22 protein-coding genes and 1 tRNA gene are annotated in these 17,445 nt (G+C 67.1%); 17 read left to right on the top strand and 6 right to left on the bottom strand.

Going from position 1 to position 17,445, the window contains the following annotated elements:
* The first annotated feature begins 7 nt into the window (after positions 1–7).
* The 5 genes from SOM18_RS05090 (at position 8) to SOM18_RS05110 (ending at position 4,214) form a co-directional block, all read left to right on the top strand.
* On the top strand, positions 8–940 hold the full coding sequence (locus SOM18_RS05090) for an NAD(P)/FAD-dependent oxidoreductase (RefSeq protein WP_031441612.1): 933 nt from the start codon (positions 8–10) through the stop codon (positions 938–940).
* A gap of 125 nt (positions 941–1,065) precedes the next feature.
* Positions 1,066–2,505 (top strand): 3-isopropylmalate dehydratase large subunit, encoded by a 1,440-nt coding sequence (gene leuC, locus SOM18_RS05095; RefSeq protein WP_031441613.1) that lies wholly within the window; start codon positions 1,066–1,068, stop codon positions 2,503–2,505.
* Positions 2,502–2,627 carry a hypothetical protein gene (locus tag SOM18_RS05100; protein WP_261362615.1) on the top strand — a complete coding sequence of 42 codons (126 nt, stop codon included), beginning with the start codon at positions 2,502–2,504 and terminating at the stop codon, positions 2,625–2,627. The genes leuC and SOM18_RS05100 overlap by 4 nt, the downstream gene beginning before the upstream one ends.
* The gene (leuD, locus tag SOM18_RS05105; protein WP_320481422.1) at positions 2,624–3,253 is read left to right on the top strand and encodes a 3-isopropylmalate dehydratase small subunit; all 630 of its coding nucleotides are present in this window, start codon (positions 2,624–2,626) and stop codon (positions 3,251–3,253) included. The genes SOM18_RS05100 and leuD overlap by 4 nt, the downstream gene beginning before the upstream one ends.
* Entirely contained in the window at positions 3,216–4,214 is a 999-nt protein-coding gene (locus tag SOM18_RS05110; protein ID WP_031441615.1) for an NADPH:quinone oxidoreductase family protein, read from the top strand. The genes leuD and SOM18_RS05110 overlap by 38 nt, the downstream gene beginning before the upstream one ends.
* 24 nt (positions 4,215–4,238) lie before the next feature.
* On the opposite strand, the gene SOM18_RS05115 is transcribed toward SOM18_RS05110, so the two are convergent.
* The gene (locus SOM18_RS05115) at positions 4,239–4,436 is read right to left on the bottom strand and encodes a hypothetical protein (protein ID WP_031395263.1); all 198 of its coding nucleotides are present in this window, start codon (positions 4,434–4,436) and stop codon (positions 4,239–4,241) included.
* A 150-nt stretch (positions 4,437–4,586) separates the two neighbouring features.
* On the opposite strand from SOM18_RS05115, the gene SOM18_RS05120 reads away from it, so the two are divergent.
* The 11 genes from SOM18_RS05120 (at position 4,587) to SOM18_RS05170 (ending at position 12,644) form a co-directional block, all read left to right on the top strand.
* Positions 4,587–4,910: a DUF1476 domain-containing protein gene (locus SOM18_RS05120; RefSeq protein ID WP_031395262.1), complete on the top strand. Its 324-nt coding sequence runs from the start codon at positions 4,587–4,589 to the stop codon at positions 4,908–4,910.
* Between the two features lie 4 nt (positions 4,911–4,914).
* Entirely contained in the window at positions 4,915–5,145 is a 231-nt protein-coding gene (locus SOM18_RS05125; RefSeq protein WP_031395261.1) for a BolA family protein, read from the top strand.
* Positions 5,146–5,155: 10 nt separating this feature from the next.
* Entirely contained in the window at positions 5,156–5,482 is a 327-nt protein-coding gene (grxD, locus tag SOM18_RS05130; RefSeq protein ID WP_031395260.1) for a Grx4 family monothiol glutaredoxin, read from the top strand.
* Between the two features lie 351 nt (positions 5,483–5,833).
* Positions 5,834–6,202, top strand: a complete 369-nt coding sequence (locus tag SOM18_RS05135; RefSeq protein WP_031441616.1) for a BlaI/MecI/CopY family transcriptional regulator — start codon at positions 5,834–5,836, stop codon at positions 6,200–6,202.
* A complete protein-coding gene (locus tag SOM18_RS05140) occupies positions 6,199–7,830 on the top strand; it encodes a M56 family metallopeptidase (RefSeq protein WP_320481423.1) in 1,632 nt (543 codons plus the stop codon). Before SOM18_RS05135 ends, SOM18_RS05140 begins: the two co-directional genes overlap by 4 nt.
* 148 nt (positions 7,831–7,978) lie before the next feature.
* A complete protein-coding gene (locus SOM18_RS05145; RefSeq protein ID WP_031441618.1) occupies positions 7,979–8,830 on the top strand; it encodes an MBL fold metallo-hydrolase in 852 nt (283 codons plus the stop codon).
* Positions 8,815–9,555 carry a DUF4230 domain-containing protein gene (locus tag SOM18_RS05150; protein WP_320481424.1) on the top strand — a complete coding sequence of 247 codons (741 nt, stop codon included), beginning with the start codon at positions 8,815–8,817 and terminating at the stop codon, positions 9,553–9,555. The genes SOM18_RS05145 and SOM18_RS05150 overlap by 16 nt, the downstream gene beginning before the upstream one ends.
* A 14-nt stretch (positions 9,556–9,569) precedes the next feature.
* Complete coding sequence (gene nadA, locus SOM18_RS05155) at positions 9,570–10,574, top strand: quinolinate synthase NadA (RefSeq protein WP_031441620.1); 1,005 nt, start codon at positions 9,570–9,572, stop codon at positions 10,572–10,574.
* Complete coding sequence (gene nadC / locus SOM18_RS05160) at positions 10,571–11,416, top strand: carboxylating nicotinate-nucleotide diphosphorylase (RefSeq protein WP_031441621.1); 846 nt, start codon at positions 10,571–10,573, stop codon at positions 11,414–11,416. Before nadA ends, nadC begins: the two co-directional genes overlap by 4 nt.
* Before the next feature lie 80 nt (positions 11,417–11,496).
* Entirely contained in the window at positions 11,497–11,919 is a 423-nt protein-coding gene (locus SOM18_RS05165) for a hypothetical protein (RefSeq protein WP_152555538.1), read from the top strand.
* Between the two features lie 5 nt (positions 11,920–11,924).
* Positions 11,925–12,644: a ribonuclease T2 family protein gene (locus tag SOM18_RS05170; protein WP_031441623.1), complete on the top strand. Its 720-nt coding sequence runs from the start codon at positions 11,925–11,927 to the stop codon at positions 12,642–12,644.
* A 7-nt stretch (positions 12,645–12,651) separates the two neighbouring features.
* On the opposite strand, the gene SOM18_RS05175 is transcribed toward SOM18_RS05170, so the two are convergent.
* The 5 genes from SOM18_RS05175 to rpsA all read right to left on the bottom strand — a co-directional run bounded on the left by SOM18_RS05175 (position 12,652) and on the right by rpsA (position 16,813).
* On the bottom strand, positions 12,652–13,077 hold the full coding sequence (locus SOM18_RS05175) for a DUF4112 domain-containing protein (protein ID WP_031395950.1): 426 nt from the start codon (positions 13,075–13,077) through the stop codon (positions 12,652–12,654).
* A gap of 5 nt (positions 13,078–13,082) precedes the next feature.
* Entirely contained in the window at positions 13,083–14,441 is a 1,359-nt protein-coding gene (locus SOM18_RS05180; RefSeq protein WP_320481425.1) for an ABC transporter substrate-binding protein, read from the bottom strand.
* 95 nt (positions 14,442–14,536) lie between these two features.
* Positions 14,537–14,620: transfer RNA gene (locus SOM18_RS05185), tRNA-Leu, on the bottom strand.
* Positions 14,621–14,684: 64 nt separating this feature from the next.
* Positions 14,685–14,966, bottom strand: coding sequence for an integration host factor subunit beta (locus SOM18_RS05190; protein WP_031393082.1), 282 nt, complete (start codon positions 14,964–14,966; stop codon positions 14,685–14,687).
* A 128-nt stretch (positions 14,967–15,094) separates the two neighbouring features.
* A complete protein-coding gene (gene rpsA, locus SOM18_RS05195) occupies positions 15,095–16,813 on the bottom strand; it encodes a 30S ribosomal protein S1 (RefSeq protein ID WP_031393081.1) in 1,719 nt (572 codons plus the stop codon).
* A gap of 275 nt (positions 16,814–17,088) precedes the next feature.
* On the opposite strand from rpsA, the gene SOM18_RS05200 reads away from it, so the two are divergent.
* Positions 17,089–17,346 (top strand): SemiSWEET family transporter, encoded by a 258-nt coding sequence (locus SOM18_RS05200; protein WP_031441625.1) that lies wholly within the window; start codon positions 17,089–17,091, stop codon positions 17,344–17,346.
* Positions 17,347–17,445 lie beyond the last annotated feature (99 nt).

Here is a 17,445-nt window from a genome sequence, read left to right on the forward strand (position 1 = left end):
AGACGTCATGAAGGTTGCGATCATTGGTGCAGGAATCACCGGCCTCAGCTGTGCGCTGCGACTCCAGCAGGACGGCTGCGTGGTGACACTGTTCGACAAGGGACGCGGTGCGGGTGGTCGGATGGCGACGCGGCGGATCGAGACGCCCGGCCGCACGATCGCGTTCGACCATGGCGCGCAATATCTGACGATGCGCGACCCGGATTTCGTGGCGGCGATGCAGGGCTGGGCGGCGGCGGGCGTCGTCGCGCGCTGGCCCGCGGCGGGGCCCGATGCCTGGGTCGGGACGCCGGGGATGAACGCGATCGTCGGGCATCTTGCGGCGCAGACGGACGTCCGCTGGAACACCCACGTTACCGCGCTCCGCAAGACGGCGACGGGGTGGCAGCTCGATCCGGGCGACGCGGCGCTGTTCGACAGCGTCGTCGTCGCGATCCCTGCTGAACAGGCGGCGGCTCTCCTCGCACCGCATGACGCGGCGATGGCGCGCGTCGCAGCGGACAGCCGGTCGGCACCGTGCTGGACAGCGATGTTCGCATTCGAGACGCCGCTCGCTATTTCCGACGACGTGCTGAAGGATCGCGGCATCATCGGCTGGGCCGCGCGCAACAGCGCGAAACCGGGACGCGATGGTCCGGAGGCCTGGATCGTCCAGGCGACGCCAGACTGGTCCCGCGATCATCTGGAAGACGCGGCGGAGACGGTGGTCGATCAGCTGCAGGCGGCGCTCGCGGCGCAGTGTGCCGACGCGCTGCCCGTGCCGATCGTCCGTGTCGGTCATCGTTGGCGCTATGCCCGCGCCGTGGCGGGCGAGTCCGGCTGCCTTTGGAATGCGGGCGAGGGGATCGGGGCGGCGGGCGACTGGCTGCTGGCGCCGCGGATCGAGAGCGGCTGGCTATCCGGCCGACGCCTTGCCGAGCAGATGCTGGCAGACGCGTAACGACGGATCCCAGCGCCGCGCGGTTCGTCACGCGGACCACGCATCGACGCGATCCGGTCATGGTCCGGCGCATGAAAATTGCCGCGAACCTTTGCGCGGCAGGCATTATCGGTTAACGGGGCCGCATGGCCACCCGTCCGCAGACCCTCTACGAAAAGATCTGGGCATCGCACGTCGTCGAACGGCGCGACGATGGCACCTGCTTGATCTATATCGATCGCCACCTCGTTCACGAGGTGACCAGCCCACAGGCGTTCGAAGGCCTGCGCGTCGCCGGACGGCGGGTGCGGCGGCCCGATCTGACGCTGGCGGTGCCCGACCATAATCTGCCGACGACCGCACGCGTCGACGCCGCGGGTGTGCCGCTGCCGATCGCCGATCCCGAAAGCGCGCAGCAGCTCGACGCGCTGCGTCGCAACACGACCGAGTTCGGGATCGACTATATCGACGCGACCGCGGTGCAGCAGGGGATCGTGCATGTCGTCGGGCCCGAACTCGGCTTCACGCTGCCCGGATCGACGCTGGTCTGCGGCGACAGCCACACCTCGGCGCATGGTGCACTCGGCGCGCTCGCCTTCGGGATCGGCACCAGCGAGGTCGAGCATGTTCTCGCCACGCAGACTTTGTTGCTGAGCCAGTCGAAGACGATGGAGGTCCGCGTCGACGGCACGCTGGGCTTCGGCGTCAGCCCAAAGGACGTGATTCTGGCGATCGTCGGGCGGCTCGGTGCTGCGGGCGGGACCGGTCACGTGATCGAATATACCGGCGACGTGATACGCGCGATGTCGATCGAGGGGCGGCTGACGGTCGCGAACATGTCGATCGAGGCGGGGGCGCGGGCCGGCCTCGTCGCGCCGGACGAGACGACCTTCGCCTATATCAAGGGCCGGCCGATGGCGCCGAGTGGCGAGGCGTGGGAGCGCGCGCTGGCCTGGTGGCGGACGCTGCCGAGTGATGCGGCGGCGTCCTATGACAAGACGGTCGTGTTGCAGGCGAGCGATATCGCGCCGGGCCTGACCTGGGGCACCAGTCCCGAGGACGTCGTGCCGATCACCGGCCATGTCCCTGACCCGATGAGCTTTGCCGACCCCGCCAAGCAGGCGGCGGCGCGCAAGTCGCTCGAGTATATGGGGCTGACGCCGGGTACCGCGATGCAGGACGTCGCGATCCAGCATGTCTTCATCGGCAGCTGCACGAACAGCCGGATCGAGGATCTGCGCGCGGCTGCGGCGATCGCGAACGGTCGGCGGGTCGCCGATGGTGTCCGCGCGCTGGTGGTCCCCGGATCGGGCCTCGTGAAGCGTCAGGCCGAGGCCGAGGGGCTAGACCGGATCTTCACCGGCGCGGGCTTCGAATGGCGCGAGCCTGGCTGCTCGATGTGTCTGGCGATGAATCCCGACAAGGTGCCGCCGGGCGAGCGTTGCGCCTCGACGAGCAACCGCAATTTCGTCGGACGGCAGGGGCCGGGTGCGCGCACGCATCTCGTCTCGCCCGCGATGGCGGCCGCGGCCGCGGTCACGGGCCGGCTGAGCGACGTGCGCGACCTGATGGGACATGAGTTATGAAGCGTGTGATGATGCTGTTGATGGCCGGCGCGGTGATGAGTGGCGTTGCAGCCTATATGGCGGCGGCGCGGACGCTGCCGGGCACCGGACGTGTCGCCCCGGCCGAAACCGGCCCGCGATGAAGCCCGTCTCGACGGTTTCGGGGCGCGCCTATCCCTGGGGGGCGAAGAACGTCGATACCGACGTGATCATCCCCGCGCATTGGCTGAAGACGATCACGCGGACGGGGCTCGGGCGCGGCGCGTTCGAGACGGTCCGTGCGCAGCCGGACAATGTGTTTGACGATCCCCGCTATTCCGGCGCGCCGATCCTGATCGCGGGCGACAATTTCGGCTGTGGGTCGAGCCGCGAGCATGCCGCCTGGGCGCTCGCCGACATGGGCATCGCCGCGGTGATCGCGCCGAGCTTCTCGGACATCTTCTCGGGCAACGCGTTCAAGAACGGCATCATCGCCGTCGTCCTGCCGCAGGATGCGATCGACCGGCTGATCGAGGTTGCACGGACCGACAGCGTGACGATCGACCTCGAATCGATGACCGTCACCACGCCGTTCCAGGACCGCTTCGTCTTCGATCTCGACGCGTTTCGCCGGCAATGCCTGATCGAGGGGCTGGACGAGGTCGGGCTGACACTGGCAAGAGATATCGCGATTTCAAAATTCGAGGAGGCGGTGGCCGAACATCGCCCCTTTCTGGAGAGGGAAAGCGGTTATGCGGGCATTGCTGTCGAAGGCGTCGGGCGGACCTGAAACTCTGATATTGTCGGAACTGCCTGATCCGGTCGCCGCGCCGGGCCAGGTCGTGATCGCCGTCAAGGCCTGCGCGATCAACTTTCCCGACGTGCTGATCATCGAGGACAAATATCAGTTCAAGCCCGAACGCCCCTTTGCACCCGGCGGCGAAATCGCGGGTATCGTCGCCGAGGTCGGTGACGGGGTCGAGGGCTGGGCGGTCGGCGACCGGGCGATCGCGATGCTCGGTCATGGCGGACTGTCCGAAAAGGTCGTTGCCGACCCGGCCAAGCTCTACCGCCTGCCCGAGGGGCGCGACTTTGCGGAGGGCGCTTCGCTGATCCTCACCTATGGCACGACGATCCATGCCTTGCTCGACCGTGGGCATTTGAAAGCGGGGCAGACGTTGCTCGTGCTGGGCGCGGCGGGCGGCGTCGGGCTGGCGGCGATCGAGCTTGGCAAGGCGTTCGGTGCGCGGGTCGTCGCTGCTGTCTCGTCCGAGGAGAAGGCGGCCGCCGCGCGTGCGGCGGGTGCCGACGAGACGATCGTCTATGCACGCGCGCCGTTCGACAAGGACCAGTCCAAGGCGCTGGCCGAGCAGTTCAAGGCAGCCGTCGGCAAGGCGGGTGCCGATGTGATCTATGATCCGGTCGGTGGCGACTATGCCGAGCCCGCGCTGCGCTCGATCGCCTGGGAGGGGCGGTATCTGGTCGTCGGCTTCCCCGCCGGTATCCCGCGGCTGCCGCTCAACCTGACTTTGCTCAAGAGCTGCGACGTGTGCGGCGTATTCTGGGGTGCGTTCGCTGCCCGTGACCCGAAGGCCAACCAGGCGCATATCGAAACGCTCTTCGAGCTGTGGCGCGACGGCAAGATCGCGCCGCGGGTGACCGAGCGGTTCGCGCTGGAGGACGGTGGCAAGGCGATCGCGAAGATGGCCGCACGCGCCGCGATCGGGAAGCTGGTCGTCGAACTCGGCTGATGATGTCTCTCGCGCCGTGCCGGTTCAGAGCAGGCGCGAGATCGTCATAACGATCGCCATCCACAGGATCGCGGATGCGGCCGCACCGAGTGCCATGCCATGCGCGATCGAAGGGAATCGACCGCGACCATGACCACTGGCACCGATCGGCGGCGCTGCGGGGTGACGCGATACGGCGGTGTCGGACGGCGGCGAAATGCTCCTTGGATGGTGGCCAGTCATTCTACTCTCCATGCCCGTGCCCTGTGTCACGTGACTGTCTTATAGATGATGGATGTGCCGGCATTGTTCCAGAGCCGCACCAAATTATTGCGGAGCCGTGGACCGCTACCTATCTGCTAAGCTCGACACGCCGGAGGGAACACGTGCGCCATGACGACTTTTGACGATCGCGAGCGATCTTTCGAGGCAAAATTTGCCCGCGACGATGAACTCGCATTCCGTGTCACGGCGCGGCGCAATCGGTTGCTGGGGCAATGGGCCGCGGCCGAGATGCGGCTGACCCGCGAGGAGGGCGACGCCTATGCCACCGCGCTGGTGCATGCCGATCTCGAAGGCGGGGGCGACGACGATGTCGTCCGCAAGCTGGTCGGCGACATGACTGCCGCGGGTCTTGACCATGACGAGGCGACGGTGCGCCGTGCGCTGGCGACGCAGATGATCGAGGCGCGTCGCCAATTGATGGAGGCCCAGTAATCCAATGCCGATGACCGCCGACGATATCCGCACGATGATTCGCGACGCCATTCCTGATGCCGAGGTCGAGATCACCGACCTGGCCGGGGACGGCGATCACTATGCTGCGCGCGTGACCAGCGCGAGTTTTGCCGGGCTGAGCCGGGTGAAGCAGCACAAGAGCGTTTACGACGCGCTGGGGGGCCGCATGGGCGGCGTCCTTCATGCGCTGCAACTGACCACCGTGATTGCATAAGGACGACGACATGACTGACGACACGCACGCGCGCATTGATGCGCTGGTGAAGGCCAACCCCGTGGTACTCTTCATGAAGGGCAGCCCGCTGTTCCCGCAATGCGGGTTTTCGAGCCGCGCGATCGCGATCCTCAACCATCTCGAGGTCGAGTTCGAGAGCGTCGACGTGCTGCAGGACCAGGGCATCCGCCAGGGCATCAAGGCCTATTCGGACTGGCCGACGATCCCGCAGCTCTATGTCGATGGCGAATTCCTCGGCGGATCGGACATCATGATGGAGATGTACGAAAGCGGCGAACTGAAGCAGGTCCTGGACGCGCAGAAGGCGGCAGGCTGAGTATTAGACGAGGCTCTGGATCGCGCGGGGGTATCTGGCCGCCGCGCGGTCGGGGCTTGCAGGGTACCGGGTGAGGGTGGACCGGTGCGAGACCTGAATGACAGCGACCCGTCCACCCTGCATAAGCGCTGAACGCGCGGTAACGCATGAGACGGTGCAGGCGATGTGCCAGTTAGCCCGAGTTGCGGACTTTCGCCGGTCTCGGTGGTTAATCGGCCGCAGCGCCGACCGCTGATCGTAAAGAAACCCGACACAGACGGTCATCGGCGTCGATCGCGAAACCGTAAGAAACTGACATTGACTACGACCGTAAACGAGCTGATTACAAGCGTAGTCAGTAAGGAGTGAGTCGTGGCCGAACGGATCAGTGATGCCGAACACAGCGTCATGGAGGTGCTGTGGGACGAATCCCCGCTCAGCGCGCAGGATGTCGCCGAACGCGTCGACCCGGCGCGCGGCTGGAGTGCCAACACGGTCAAGACGTTGCTCGGGCGGCTGATCGCGAAATCGGCGATCACGCATGAGGAGGATGGCCGGCGCTATCTCTATCGTCCGACCGTCGCGCGCGGTGATTATGTCGCGGGCGAATCGCGGCGGCTGATGGACCGGCTGTTCGGCGGCAGGCTGACGCCGCTGGTCGCGCATCTCGCCGAACGCGACGAACTGACCGCGCAGGACATTGCCGAGATCGAGGCGTTGCTGAAGGATCTCAAGGCATGAGCGCGGGGCCAATCCTGTCCGGGGGGATCGGAGACGGCCCCGCCGCCGCCCTCCAGTCGATCGATACGGCCGCGCTCGCGGGCTGGGCGAGCGACGCGCTGATCGCATCGACGCTGCTGATGCTCGTCGTGCTGCTGGTCCGCGCGCCGGTGCGCCGCGCCTTCGGGGCGCAGGTCGCCTATGCGCTCTGGGCGCTGCCCGTGTTGCGGCTCGTGCTGCCGTCGATGCCCGAGACGTGGCACGCGGCGGCGACGCCCATTACCCGCGCTGGTGAGACGATCAGCGTCTACATGATCGCGCCCGCTGCAACGGCCGCGACGACGGGGGCAATGATGGCTGCGGCGACACCGGATGTGGTGGAACCGTCGTTCGGCGCTGTTGTTGCGGGAGTGTTCGGGGGCGGGCTCGGCAGCGCGCTGGGGGCCGCATGGGCGGTCGGGGCGCTTGGGCTGCTCGTCTGGCATCTGCTTCAGCATCGACGGTTCTGCCGGCGGATGCTCGACAGCGCGGACCGGCTCGACGACCGCGACGGGGTGCGCGTGATCGCCACCGCGGCGGCGCCGGGTCCGCTCGCCTTCGGTCTCGTCCGCCGCTACGTCGCGTTTCCGCGTGATTTCGCGGATCGCTATGACGCGGACGAGTGCGAATTGGCGCTGGCACACGAGATTGGCCATCACCAGCGCGGCGACCTGTTCGCCAACTGGGTGGCGTTGATCGTGCTCGCGCTCCACTGGTTCAACCCGGTCGCCTGGCATGCGTTTCGCCGGTTCCGCGCGGACCAGGAGCTTGCCAACGACGCACGCGTGCTCGCCGGCCGGTCCGCGGTCGACCGCCACATCTATGCCTGCGCGATCGTCAAGGCGGCGCATGGCGGCGCGGTGTCGGCCGCGTGTCACCTCCACACCATCACCGATCTGAAAGGGAGATTGCGCATGTTGACGACTTCTCGGATTTCACGCGGCCGGATCGCGACGGGGGCGGCCTCGGTCGGCCTGCTGGTCGCGACGGGGCTCGCGCTGACCGCTTCGGGCACCAAGGCCGCCACGGCGATCCGTGCCGGTGTCGAGGACCGCGTGGCGCCGGTCGTCCCGGCGGCGCCCCTGCCACCTCTGCCACCTCTGCCATCTATGCCAGTCTTGACCCCGGTCGCACCCGTGGCGCCTGTCGCGCCCGCTGCGCCGCTTACCGCACGCCCCGCCGACGCGCGTCAGGTCACGACGATCGTCACGCGCGACGGCAAGACCGTCAGCACGCGGGTCATCCGTGCGAAGCCGGGCAGCACGATCGTCGCGTCGGGGATGGTACCCGAGGTGACCGAACGCGCCTGCGTCGATGGCAAGGACGGGCCGGGCAAGCACTATGTGATCGACCGGACCGAAGGCGGCGTGCGCAAGATGGTCATCTGCACCAATCGCATCGAACAGGCCGCCGCCGACGCCGCCACCGCGGCGATCAATAGCCGCGAGATCGAGGCGAGCGCCTACGCCTCCGCACTCGCCAGTCTGAAGATCGCGCGGGCCTCGATCGAGAAGAACACCGACATGACCGCTGCGCAACGCCGCGAGGCGCTTGCCGGCATCGACGAGGGTCTGGCCGAGGTCCAGGCGGACATCGCCAAGCGGGATTGACCGGCATTCTGGGGTAGGGGGCGGTGCCTGCGGCCCTGGACTCTGACTTTCGTCCGGATGACGGGATCGGGGTGGTATCACAGGGTCGGGCGGCGGGGTCTTGGGTTCGGGTCTTGCCATGCGCGCCGCCAGCCGCCATTTCGGGGGCATGGCTGAGCATCCGACCGGCATCCCGATCCAGCTCGAGCCGCTCGTCGTCCGCGTGCTCGCGCCGAACGCGTCGCCCTATACCTTCACCGGCACGCAGACGCATATCGTCGGGACGACCGCGCTGGCGGTGATCGATCCCGGGCCCGACGATCCCGCGCATCTCGATGCCTTGCTGCGCGTGATCGATGGCCGCCCTCTTGCCGCGATCGTTGTCACGCATCATCACCGCGACCATAGTCCGGCAACGCGCCCGTTGCAGGCCGCGACCGGCGCGCCGATCGTCGGCGCCGCCGCGTTCGCGCCCGGTGTCGCGGCCAATAGTTCGTTCGACGCGCTCTATGCACCCGATCGCGTCCTGGCGGACGGCGAGACGGTCGGCGCGGCGGGCTGGACGCTCGAGGCGATCGCAACGCCGGGCCACACGTCGAACCATCTCGCCTTCGCCCTGCGCGAGAGCGGGGCGCTGTTCTCGGGCGATCACGTCATGGGCTGGTCGACCAGCGTCGTCGTGCCGCCCGATGGCGACATGACCGACTATATGGCGAGCCTCGAGCGGCTGCTGGGACGCGACGACCGTGTCTATTATCCAGGGCATGGCGAGGCGATCGAGCGGCCGCAGCGGCTGGTGCGCGGGATGCTCGGCCACCGCAAGCAGCGCGAGGGGCAGATCCTCCGTCTGCTGCGCGAGGCGCCGCGGGGTGTCGCGGCGCTGGTCGAGCGCATGTATGTCGGGCTCGATCCGCGGCTGGTGCCGGGCGCCGAGGGATCGGTGCTGGCGCATCTGTATGATCTGCGCGGTCGCGGGCTGGTCGGCGAGACGGAAGGGGATGGTGCATGGCGGATGGCGTGAACGAGGACAGCCGCGGCACGGAGTCTGCGCGGCGTGGCGGGGTCGGGTCGTTCCTGGCCAAGGCGGCGGGGGTGCTGGTGCTGCTCGCGCTGGCCGCGCTGATCGCGCTGTGGGGCGTGCAGCGGTACGTGCAGAGCCGGCTGACGCCCGACCCGACGACGATCGCGAGTGCGAGCTTGGAGGGGCTGCGCGAACAGAACCGGCTGTCGACCTTTGCCGCGCGGTTCGTCGCGGTGGTGACGTCGCGCCAGTCGCAACTGGGTTTCACCACCGAGAAGACGCTGATCATGCCGGGAATGGTCCGCTATGAGGTCGACCTCGACAAGCTGTCGCAGCGCGATGTCGCCTGGGATGCCGCGACGCGGACGCTCGCGGTGCGATTGCCGCCGGTCGAGGTGGAGGGGCCGCAAATCGACCTCAATGCGCTGCGCGAATATGGTTCGGGCGGTGTGCTGGCGACGCTGACCGATGCGGAGAAGCGGCTCGACACCGCCAACCGGCGCGCGGGCCAGATCGAGCTGGTCCGCCAGGCGCGCGAGCCCGCGATGATCCGGCTGGCGCGCGACGCGACGCGGCGTGCGGTCGAGCGTAGCTTCGCGATGCCGCTGCGCGCGGCGGGAGTGGATGCGACCGTCAGCGTGCGCTTCGCCGACGAGGCGCAGGCGTCGACCGAGCGATGGGACACGTCGCGTTCGCTGCAGGACGTGCTAGGGAACCGCAACTAAACCGGGATACGACAATGGAACTCCACCAGAATTTTGCGGGCATCGACATTCGCGGCGAGATCGAGCGGCTCCGCAAGGAGAAGAACGCGATCATCCTCGCGCATTATTACCAGAAGCCCGAATTGCAGGACATTGCCGATTTCGTCGGCGACAGCCTCGACCTGTCGCGCAAGGCGGCGGCGACAGAGGCGGATGTCATCGCGTTCTGCGGCGTGCGGTTCATGGCGGAGACCGCCAAGATCCTGTCGCCCGACAAGATCGTCGTGCTGCCCGACATGGATGCCGGCTGCAGCCTCGAGGACAGCTGTCCCCCCGAACAGTTCGCGGCGTTCCGCGCCAAGCATCCCGATCACATCGCGCTGACGTACATCAACTGCTCGACCGAGGTGAAGGCGCTGTCCGACATCATCGTGACGTCCTCGTCGGCCGAGAAGATCCTGTCGCAGCTGCCCGCGGACCAGAAGATCATCTTCGGCCCAGACCGCAATCTCGGCGGCTATCTGGTCCGCAAGACCGGGCGCGAGATGCTGTTGTGGCCGGGCGTGTGCATCGTCCACGAGGCGTTCAGCGAAAGCGAGCTGCTCAAGCTCAAGGCCGCCAATCCGGGCGCGCCGATCGTCGCACATCCCGAATGCCCGCCGATCATCCTCGACCATGCCGATTATATCGGGTCGACGCGCGGCATCCTCGACTATGCGATCGCGATGCCCGGCGACACGCTGATCGTCGCGACCGAGCCGCATATCATCCACCAGATGGAAAAGGCGTTGCCGAACAAGCGCTTCATCGGTGCGCCCGGCGCCGACGGTAACTGTAACTGCAATATCTGCCCGTACATGGCGCTCAACACGATGGAGAAGCTGTACGTTGCGCTGCGCGATCTGTCGCCGCGGATCGAGATCGAGGAGGGGCTGCGGCTCCAGGCGAAGAAGAGCCTCGATACGATGCTGGCGATGGCCTCGGGCACGGTCGGGATGGGCGATCTCGGCCCGGCGCAGACCAGCGGGACGCGTTCGTGAGCGCAGCGCTGGCGGGCTTCGACATCGATAGGTTCGTCGCTGCGACGCTGGCCGAGGATCTGGGCACGATCGGCGACATCACCTCTGCGGCGGTGATCCCCGCCGAGGCGCGCTTTGCCGGGGTGATGGACAGCCGCGACGCGATCACCGTCGCAGGCCTCGCCCTCGCCGATGCGTTCTTCCGCGCGCTCGATCCCGAGGTCCGGATCGAGCATCTCGTGGAGGACGGGCAGGCGGTCGCTGCGGGTACCGAGCTGATGCGGATCGAGGGCCGCGCGCGCGCGATGCTGACCGCCGAGCGGTCCGCGCTGAACACCGTCCAGCACCTGTCGGGTGTGGCGACGATGACGCAGGCCTATGTCGATCGGATGCAGGGCACCGGCGCCATCCTGCTCGACACGCGCAAGACCATCCCCGGGCTGCGCGTGCTCGAAAAATACGCGACCCGCATGGGCGGTGCGCAGAACCACCGCATGGGGCTGTGGGATGCGGCGATGATCAAGGACAATCACGTCGCGGTCGCCGGCGACGTCGGCGAGGCGGTGCGTCGGGCGAGGGATGCGGGCATCGCGCAGATCATCGTCGAGGTCGACCGTGTCGACCAGATCGAGCCCGCGCTGGCGGCGGGGGCAACGCATCTGCTGCTCGACAACATGCCACCCGAGATTCTCCGCGGTGCGGTCGCGCTGGTCGATGGCCGCGTGCCGACCGAAGCATCGGGCGGCGTGTCGCTCGACACGATCCGCGCGATCGCCGAGAGCGGGGTCACCTATGTCTCGGTCGGACGGCTGACCCAGTCCGCGCCCGCCGCCGATATCGGGCTCGATTTCGCGACGCTTTGATTGGCGCGCGGGGACTGGCGCGTGGGTAGAGACGCGGTATCGTGCCGCCACGACATGATCGCGAAATGAACAGGGTGAAGATGCGTCCCAAATCCGTTATATTGGCCGAATGGCTGTATCTCGCCTCGATCGGTCTGCTGATCGCGGTCAGCGTGCTGACCTGGGATGCCGCGGTTGCGCAGGGCGGCTTTGCACTGGCGGCAGGGGTGACGGCGTTCGGCGTCGGACTGTCGCTGCTGCTGCTGATCCTTACGACGCGCAGGGGTAGCCGGGTTGCCCTGTGGCTGCTCGTCGCGCTGACGGTACTCGGCGCCGCTGGGGTGATGCTGCAGGTCGCGACGGGGGTGCTTGCGACAGGGCTGATCGGGATGCTGACGATCGCGCAGCTCGTGCTGACGATCCTGCCGATCGTCCTGCTGTTCCGGCCCCGAGCGCGCGCCTGGTTCGACGAGGTCGCGGACCGCGGCATCGATGACGATGCCGAGGAGGAGATCGAGGCATGACGCGGATGAACCGGCTCGCGGGCATGATCATCGTCGCTGGGCTGTCGGTGCCGGGCATTGCCGCGGCGCAGGCCTATAGCTGTTCGGCGCCCATCGGCGGCATCGACCGCGTCCGCCCCGACCTGCCGTCCACGCGCGAACCTGCGCGGATCCTGCCGATCGCGAGCTATACGCTCGCCATCACCTGGGCCCCGCAATATTGCCGCGAGAAAGGCGACCAGCCGAGCGCCCGGTTCCAGTGCGGGGCGGGCAACCGGTTCGGCTTCACGCTCCACGGCCTGTGGCCCGACGGCGCGGGCAAGACCTGGCCGCAATATTGCCGCGCGACCGCCATCGTCCCGCAGGCGGTGATCAAGCGTCAGCTCTGCACGACGCCGTCGGCGCAGCTGATCCAGCATGAATGGGCCAAGCACGGGACCTGCATGCCGGGCTATCAGCCCGCACGCTATTTCCGCCAGTCGAGCAGCCTCTACGCCAAGCTGCGCTATCCCGACATGGACACTCTGTCGCGAAGCCCGCTGACCGCCGGGCAGTTCGCCACGGCGATGGCGAAGGTCAATCCCGGTCTTAACGCGGCAATGATGCGGGTTACGACGACCAAGCAGGGCTGGCTCGACGAGCTATGGATCTGTCTCGACACGGCCTTCCGTTACAAGCGCTGCCCCGCGCACGCAGGCGGGGTCACGCAGGGCACGCCGATCAGGATCTGGCGCGGCGAGACCTGACCCGCACTCAGCCGGCCAGCGTGACGGTCGAGGGGTGGTGCTTGTCGAGGTGACGCTTGATGATCCGCAGGTTGCGCGTGTTCGATCGGAACATGAAATCCGCGGCGTCGCCGACGAACGGCACCAGCCCGAGCGCTGCGTCGAACCCGACATTGCCCATCATCCGGGCAAGCTGGAACTTCGACATGCCGAGGTTGCGCGCCTCCCAGACGAGCCAGCTCCCCATCAGTGCACCGATCAGGTCGCCGACGACGGGGATGAGCCCGACGATCGCGTCGAGCCCGATCGGGCGGTTGATCCCGGGGACCATGAACGCGCGTTCCAGAATGCGCTCCAGCGCCTCGACCCGGGCGCGGACCGAGGCCGGGTCCTGACCGATCGCGAAGCTGCTGGCCAGCGTGGCGGGATCGATGCGAGTGGCATTGTTGGTCATGCGACTCACTTGGTGTCGGGACGAAGCCTGTTCAACGGGTGCCACGCGCGGCTGTTCGGCTGCCACTGCTGCAGCCGCGTCGCGACCAGCGACCAGCGGAGCGGCCGTGCGAGCGGAATGAAGGGCACGTCCTCGTTCAGCGCGGCATCGGCCGCCGCAATCCGCTGGCTGCGTTCGGCGAGCGTCGGCGCGGCACGCGCGGCGTCGAGCGCCGCCTGCGCGGGGGCGCTGCAGACGATGCACGCGTTCGCCAGATACCAGCGCGCGCTGTCATAGGGCGCCACCAGATCGATCAGCCGCAGATCGGCGGGGGCGTCGATCGCGACGCGCTCGGGCAGGATGCCGATCCGGAGCAGGGCGGCTGCGACATGCGCGTAGAGGATCGTCGCGCCGGATCCGGCGGGCAGCGCGATCCGCATCGCGATCGGCCCGCTCTGCGCCTGCTCGCGCCACGTCGCGACCCGTAACCGGGCACCTGCGCGGCGCTCGTCCTGGTTCAGCAGCGTCCATGACGGCACCTGCGGGAGCCCGGCGGAGTCGAGCGGTTCGGCGAGGATGCGGTCGGCCGCCTCCCAATTGGGGGCGATCGCGGCGGTCAGCGCGCTGCGATCGATCGCCTGCGAGATTGCCGCGCGGTTCGCTGCCTCGGCAAGGAAGCCCGTCCGCGAGACGATCGCGAGCCCGAACAACCCGACCGCAGGGTCGACCCGGATCGCGGCGGGGGCGATATCGGCCGTCGCGAGAAGCGGCCAGTCGGCGAAGCTGCCGCCGCTCACCAGATCCGAGTCGCGATGCGCAAACCGCGCGATCGCCCGTGCCGCACGCTCGCCGATCAGGCGGACGTCACGTTCCGGCTGCATCTCGAGCTGGTCTTCGGGGTCGGCGCGGTTGAGGTCATAGACCGGGCGCAGCAGCGGCGCGGCGCCGGGCTGGGCGATGCGGAACGGGCCGCTGCCGCCGGTCGGCCGCAGACGTAGCAACGCGAGTTCGGGCTGTGCGAACAGCTTGAGCAGGTCGGGACGCGGTCGCGACAACCGGACCTCGATCACCTGCGGCGTCATCACGACGATCTCGTCGACCGCGCTGAGAAAGGGGGCGAGCGGATTGCGCGATGCCGGCACGATCTGGCGTTTGAGCATCGCGACGATCTGATCCGCGGTGATGCGGCTACCGTCGCTCCACGTGGCTTCGCGCAGGCGGAAGATATAGCTCATGCCATCATCGATGACGATCCAGCGTTCGGCGAGGCCAGGCTCGATCTGGCCGGCGGCATCGAACCGGACCAGCCCCTGCGCCGTCGAATCGATCAACAGGCGCGAGGGGAGGTCGATCGGGCCCCGGCGGGCATCCGCGGCAGCAGGCACCCCACCGATCGCGCTGACGACGACAGCCCCCGAGTCGCGGCGCCGGTTGCAGGCCGCCGGTGCGAAGAGCAGCGCGGCGGCACAGGCAAGCGTGATGGTGCGGACGGCGGGACTCGAACCCGCACTCCAGGGGAGGGAGATTTTAAGTCTCCTGCGTCTACCGGTTTCGCCACGTCCGCACACGGGAGTCAGAAAGACGAGGTCGAGCGCAGGGTCAACCCATGTTGGACCCGCAGGTGCCGCTCAATCGACGTTAAGACGCGAGCGCATTTCCTTGCCGGGCTTGAAATAGGGGACGCGTTTGGCGTCGACGGCGACGACTTCGCCGGTCCGGGGATTGCGTCCGGTCCTCGCATCGCGCGCGCGCGTGGAAAATGCGCCGAAGCCGCGCAGTTCGACCCGGCCGTCGGCGGCCAGCCGCTTCGAGATCTCGTCGAAGAAACACGAGACGATCAATTCGACCTCGCGCGGCTCCAGGTCCGGATGCGCATCCGTCAGTTTTTGAACAAGCTCAGATCTGATCATGGTAACGAGCCCCCGCCCATATGTGATAATACTGATTTAGGTCAGTAATTGGGGCGATAGCACCAAATGAGTTTCAAGCCAAAAGCAAAAGGGACCGAAATGCATCGAGCATCCCGGTCCCAATTCGCTTACTTCTTTTCGGCTTCCGTGCGGGCCTTGAGAGCCTCGCCCAGGATGTTGCCGAGGGTCGCGCCGGAGTCCGACGAACCATACTGAGCGACGGCCTGCTTCTCTTCGGAGATCTGCATCGCCTTGATCGAGAAGGTCGGCTTCTTCGAACGATCGAAGCCCGTCACCATCGCGTCGAACTTCTGGCCGACCTGGAAACGCTCCGGACGCTGCTCGTCGCGATCGCGACCCAGATCCGTGCGCTTGATGAAGCCGGTCGCGCCATCGTCGCCCTGCTGAACTTCGAGGCCCGCGTCGCGGACTTCGAGAACGGTGACCGTGACGATCGCGTTCTTGTTCAGCTTGTCGCCTGCTGCTGCGATGCCGCCGGCCGAAGGCCCGCCGCGCTCGAGCTGCTTCATGCCGAGCGAGATACGCTCCTTCTCGGCGTCGATGTCGAGCACGACGGCCTCGACGGTCTCACCCTTGCGATGCAGGTTGAGCGCGTCCTCGCCCGAAACGCCCCAGGCGATGTCGGACATGTGGACCATGCCGTCGACGTCGTTGTCGAGGCCGATGAACAGACCGAATTCGGTCGCGTTCTTGACTTCGCCCTCAACGGTCGAGCCGATCGGATGCGCGGCAGCGAAGGCCTCCCAAGGATTGGCCTGAGCCTGCTTGAGGCCGAGCGAGATGCGACGCTTCTCGGAATCGACTTCGAGGACCATGACGTCGACTTCCTGCGAAGTGCTGACGATCTTGCCCGGATGGACGTTCTTCTTCGTCCAGGACATTTCCGACACGTGGACCAGGCCTTCGATGCCCGCTTCCAGCTCGACGAACGCACCATATTCGGTGATGTTCGTGACGCGGCCGGTGAGCTTCGCGCCGACCGGATACTTGACCATCGCGCCATCCCAGGGATCGCTCTCCAGCTGCTTCATGCCGAGGCTGATGCGCTGGGTGTCCTTGTTGATGCGGATGATCTGCACCTTGACGGTGTCGCCGATGTTCAGGACTTCGCTCGGGTGACCGACGCGCTTGTAGCTGAGATCGGTGACGTGCAGCAGGCCGTCGATGCCGCCGAGGTCAACGAACGCACCATAATCGGTGATGTTCTTGACGACGCCGTCGATGATCTGGCCCTCGGCGAGGCTGAGGATCAGGCCCGAACGCTGCTCTGCACGCGTCTCTTCGAGAACCGCGCGACGCGACACGACGATGTTGCCGCGCTTGCGGTCCATCTTCAGGATCTGGAAGGGCTGGGGGATGTCCATCAGCGGGGTGACGTCGCGCACGGGGCGGATGTCGACCTGCGAGCCCGGCAGGAACGCGACGGCGCCGTTCAGGTCGACGGTGAAGCCACCCTTCACGCGGCCGAAGATCACGCCCTCGACGCGGGTCGTCTTCGAGAATTCGGTTTCCAGCTTGTCCCATGCGGCTTCGCGGCGCGCACGATCGCGGCTGAGCATCGCTTCGCCATGGACGTTCTCGACGCGGTCGACATAGACTTCGACTTCGTCGCCGACCTTCAGGTCAGCCTTCTGGCCCGGCGCTGCGAATTCGCGAAGCGGCACGCGGCCTTCCGACTTCAGACCGACGTCGATGACGGCCATGTCGTTCTCGATGCCGGTCACGGTGCCATGCACCACGCGGCCCTCGAAGCTGTCGGCGTCGCCGAGCGTCTCGTTCAGCATCGCGGCGAAATCGTCGCGCGACGGCATTACCTGGGTTGCCATAGAATTCAGTAATCCTAGTCTGTTTCCGGCCAAGCGGTTGGATCCGCTGGTCTTGGCCTTCGTTGCCGCGACGACCGAACGCCGGCACGGCATCCGGACGGCACGAGGCGCAGAGGATGTAGACGCTGAATGCGAAAACGGCGCGTGAGACTCAAAGGTCTCCGCGCCTTCCTCCACGAGCATCGCTCGCCGGACGCTCCTGTGTAGCGGAAACCCCGTCTCGGAGCAAGTTCGCCGCTGCAGCGTTAGGGGCGGCTCACAACAGGAGCGAAGATTTGAGCGAACGCGGCATTCTCGTGCTGGGCTGGATCGCCACGGCGACGGCGATCGTGATGTACCTGTCGTATATCGACCAGATCATGCTGAACCTGGCCGGTCAGAAGGGATCGGTGGTCCAGCCGTTCGCAACGATGGTCAATTGCGGGCTGTGGGTGGCGTATGGCGTGCTGAAGCCGAAGCGCGACTGGCCGATCGCGGTGGCGAACTTCCCGGGGGTGGTGCTGGGGGCGATTACGCTGGCGACGGCTTTGTAACGGGCGTCTGAGCGCCTCCTTGTTCTCCCGCAAAGGCGGGAGCCTAGTCTGGGTCCCCGCCTTCGCGGGGAAACAGCGTTGTTTTACGGTACACTAGCC

This window comes from Sphingomonas sp. CFBP9019 (assembly GCF_034045155.1).
In the GTDB taxonomy this organism is placed as follows: Bacteria; Pseudomonadota; Alphaproteobacteria; order Sphingomonadales; family Sphingomonadaceae; genus Sphingomonas; species Sphingomonas aerolata.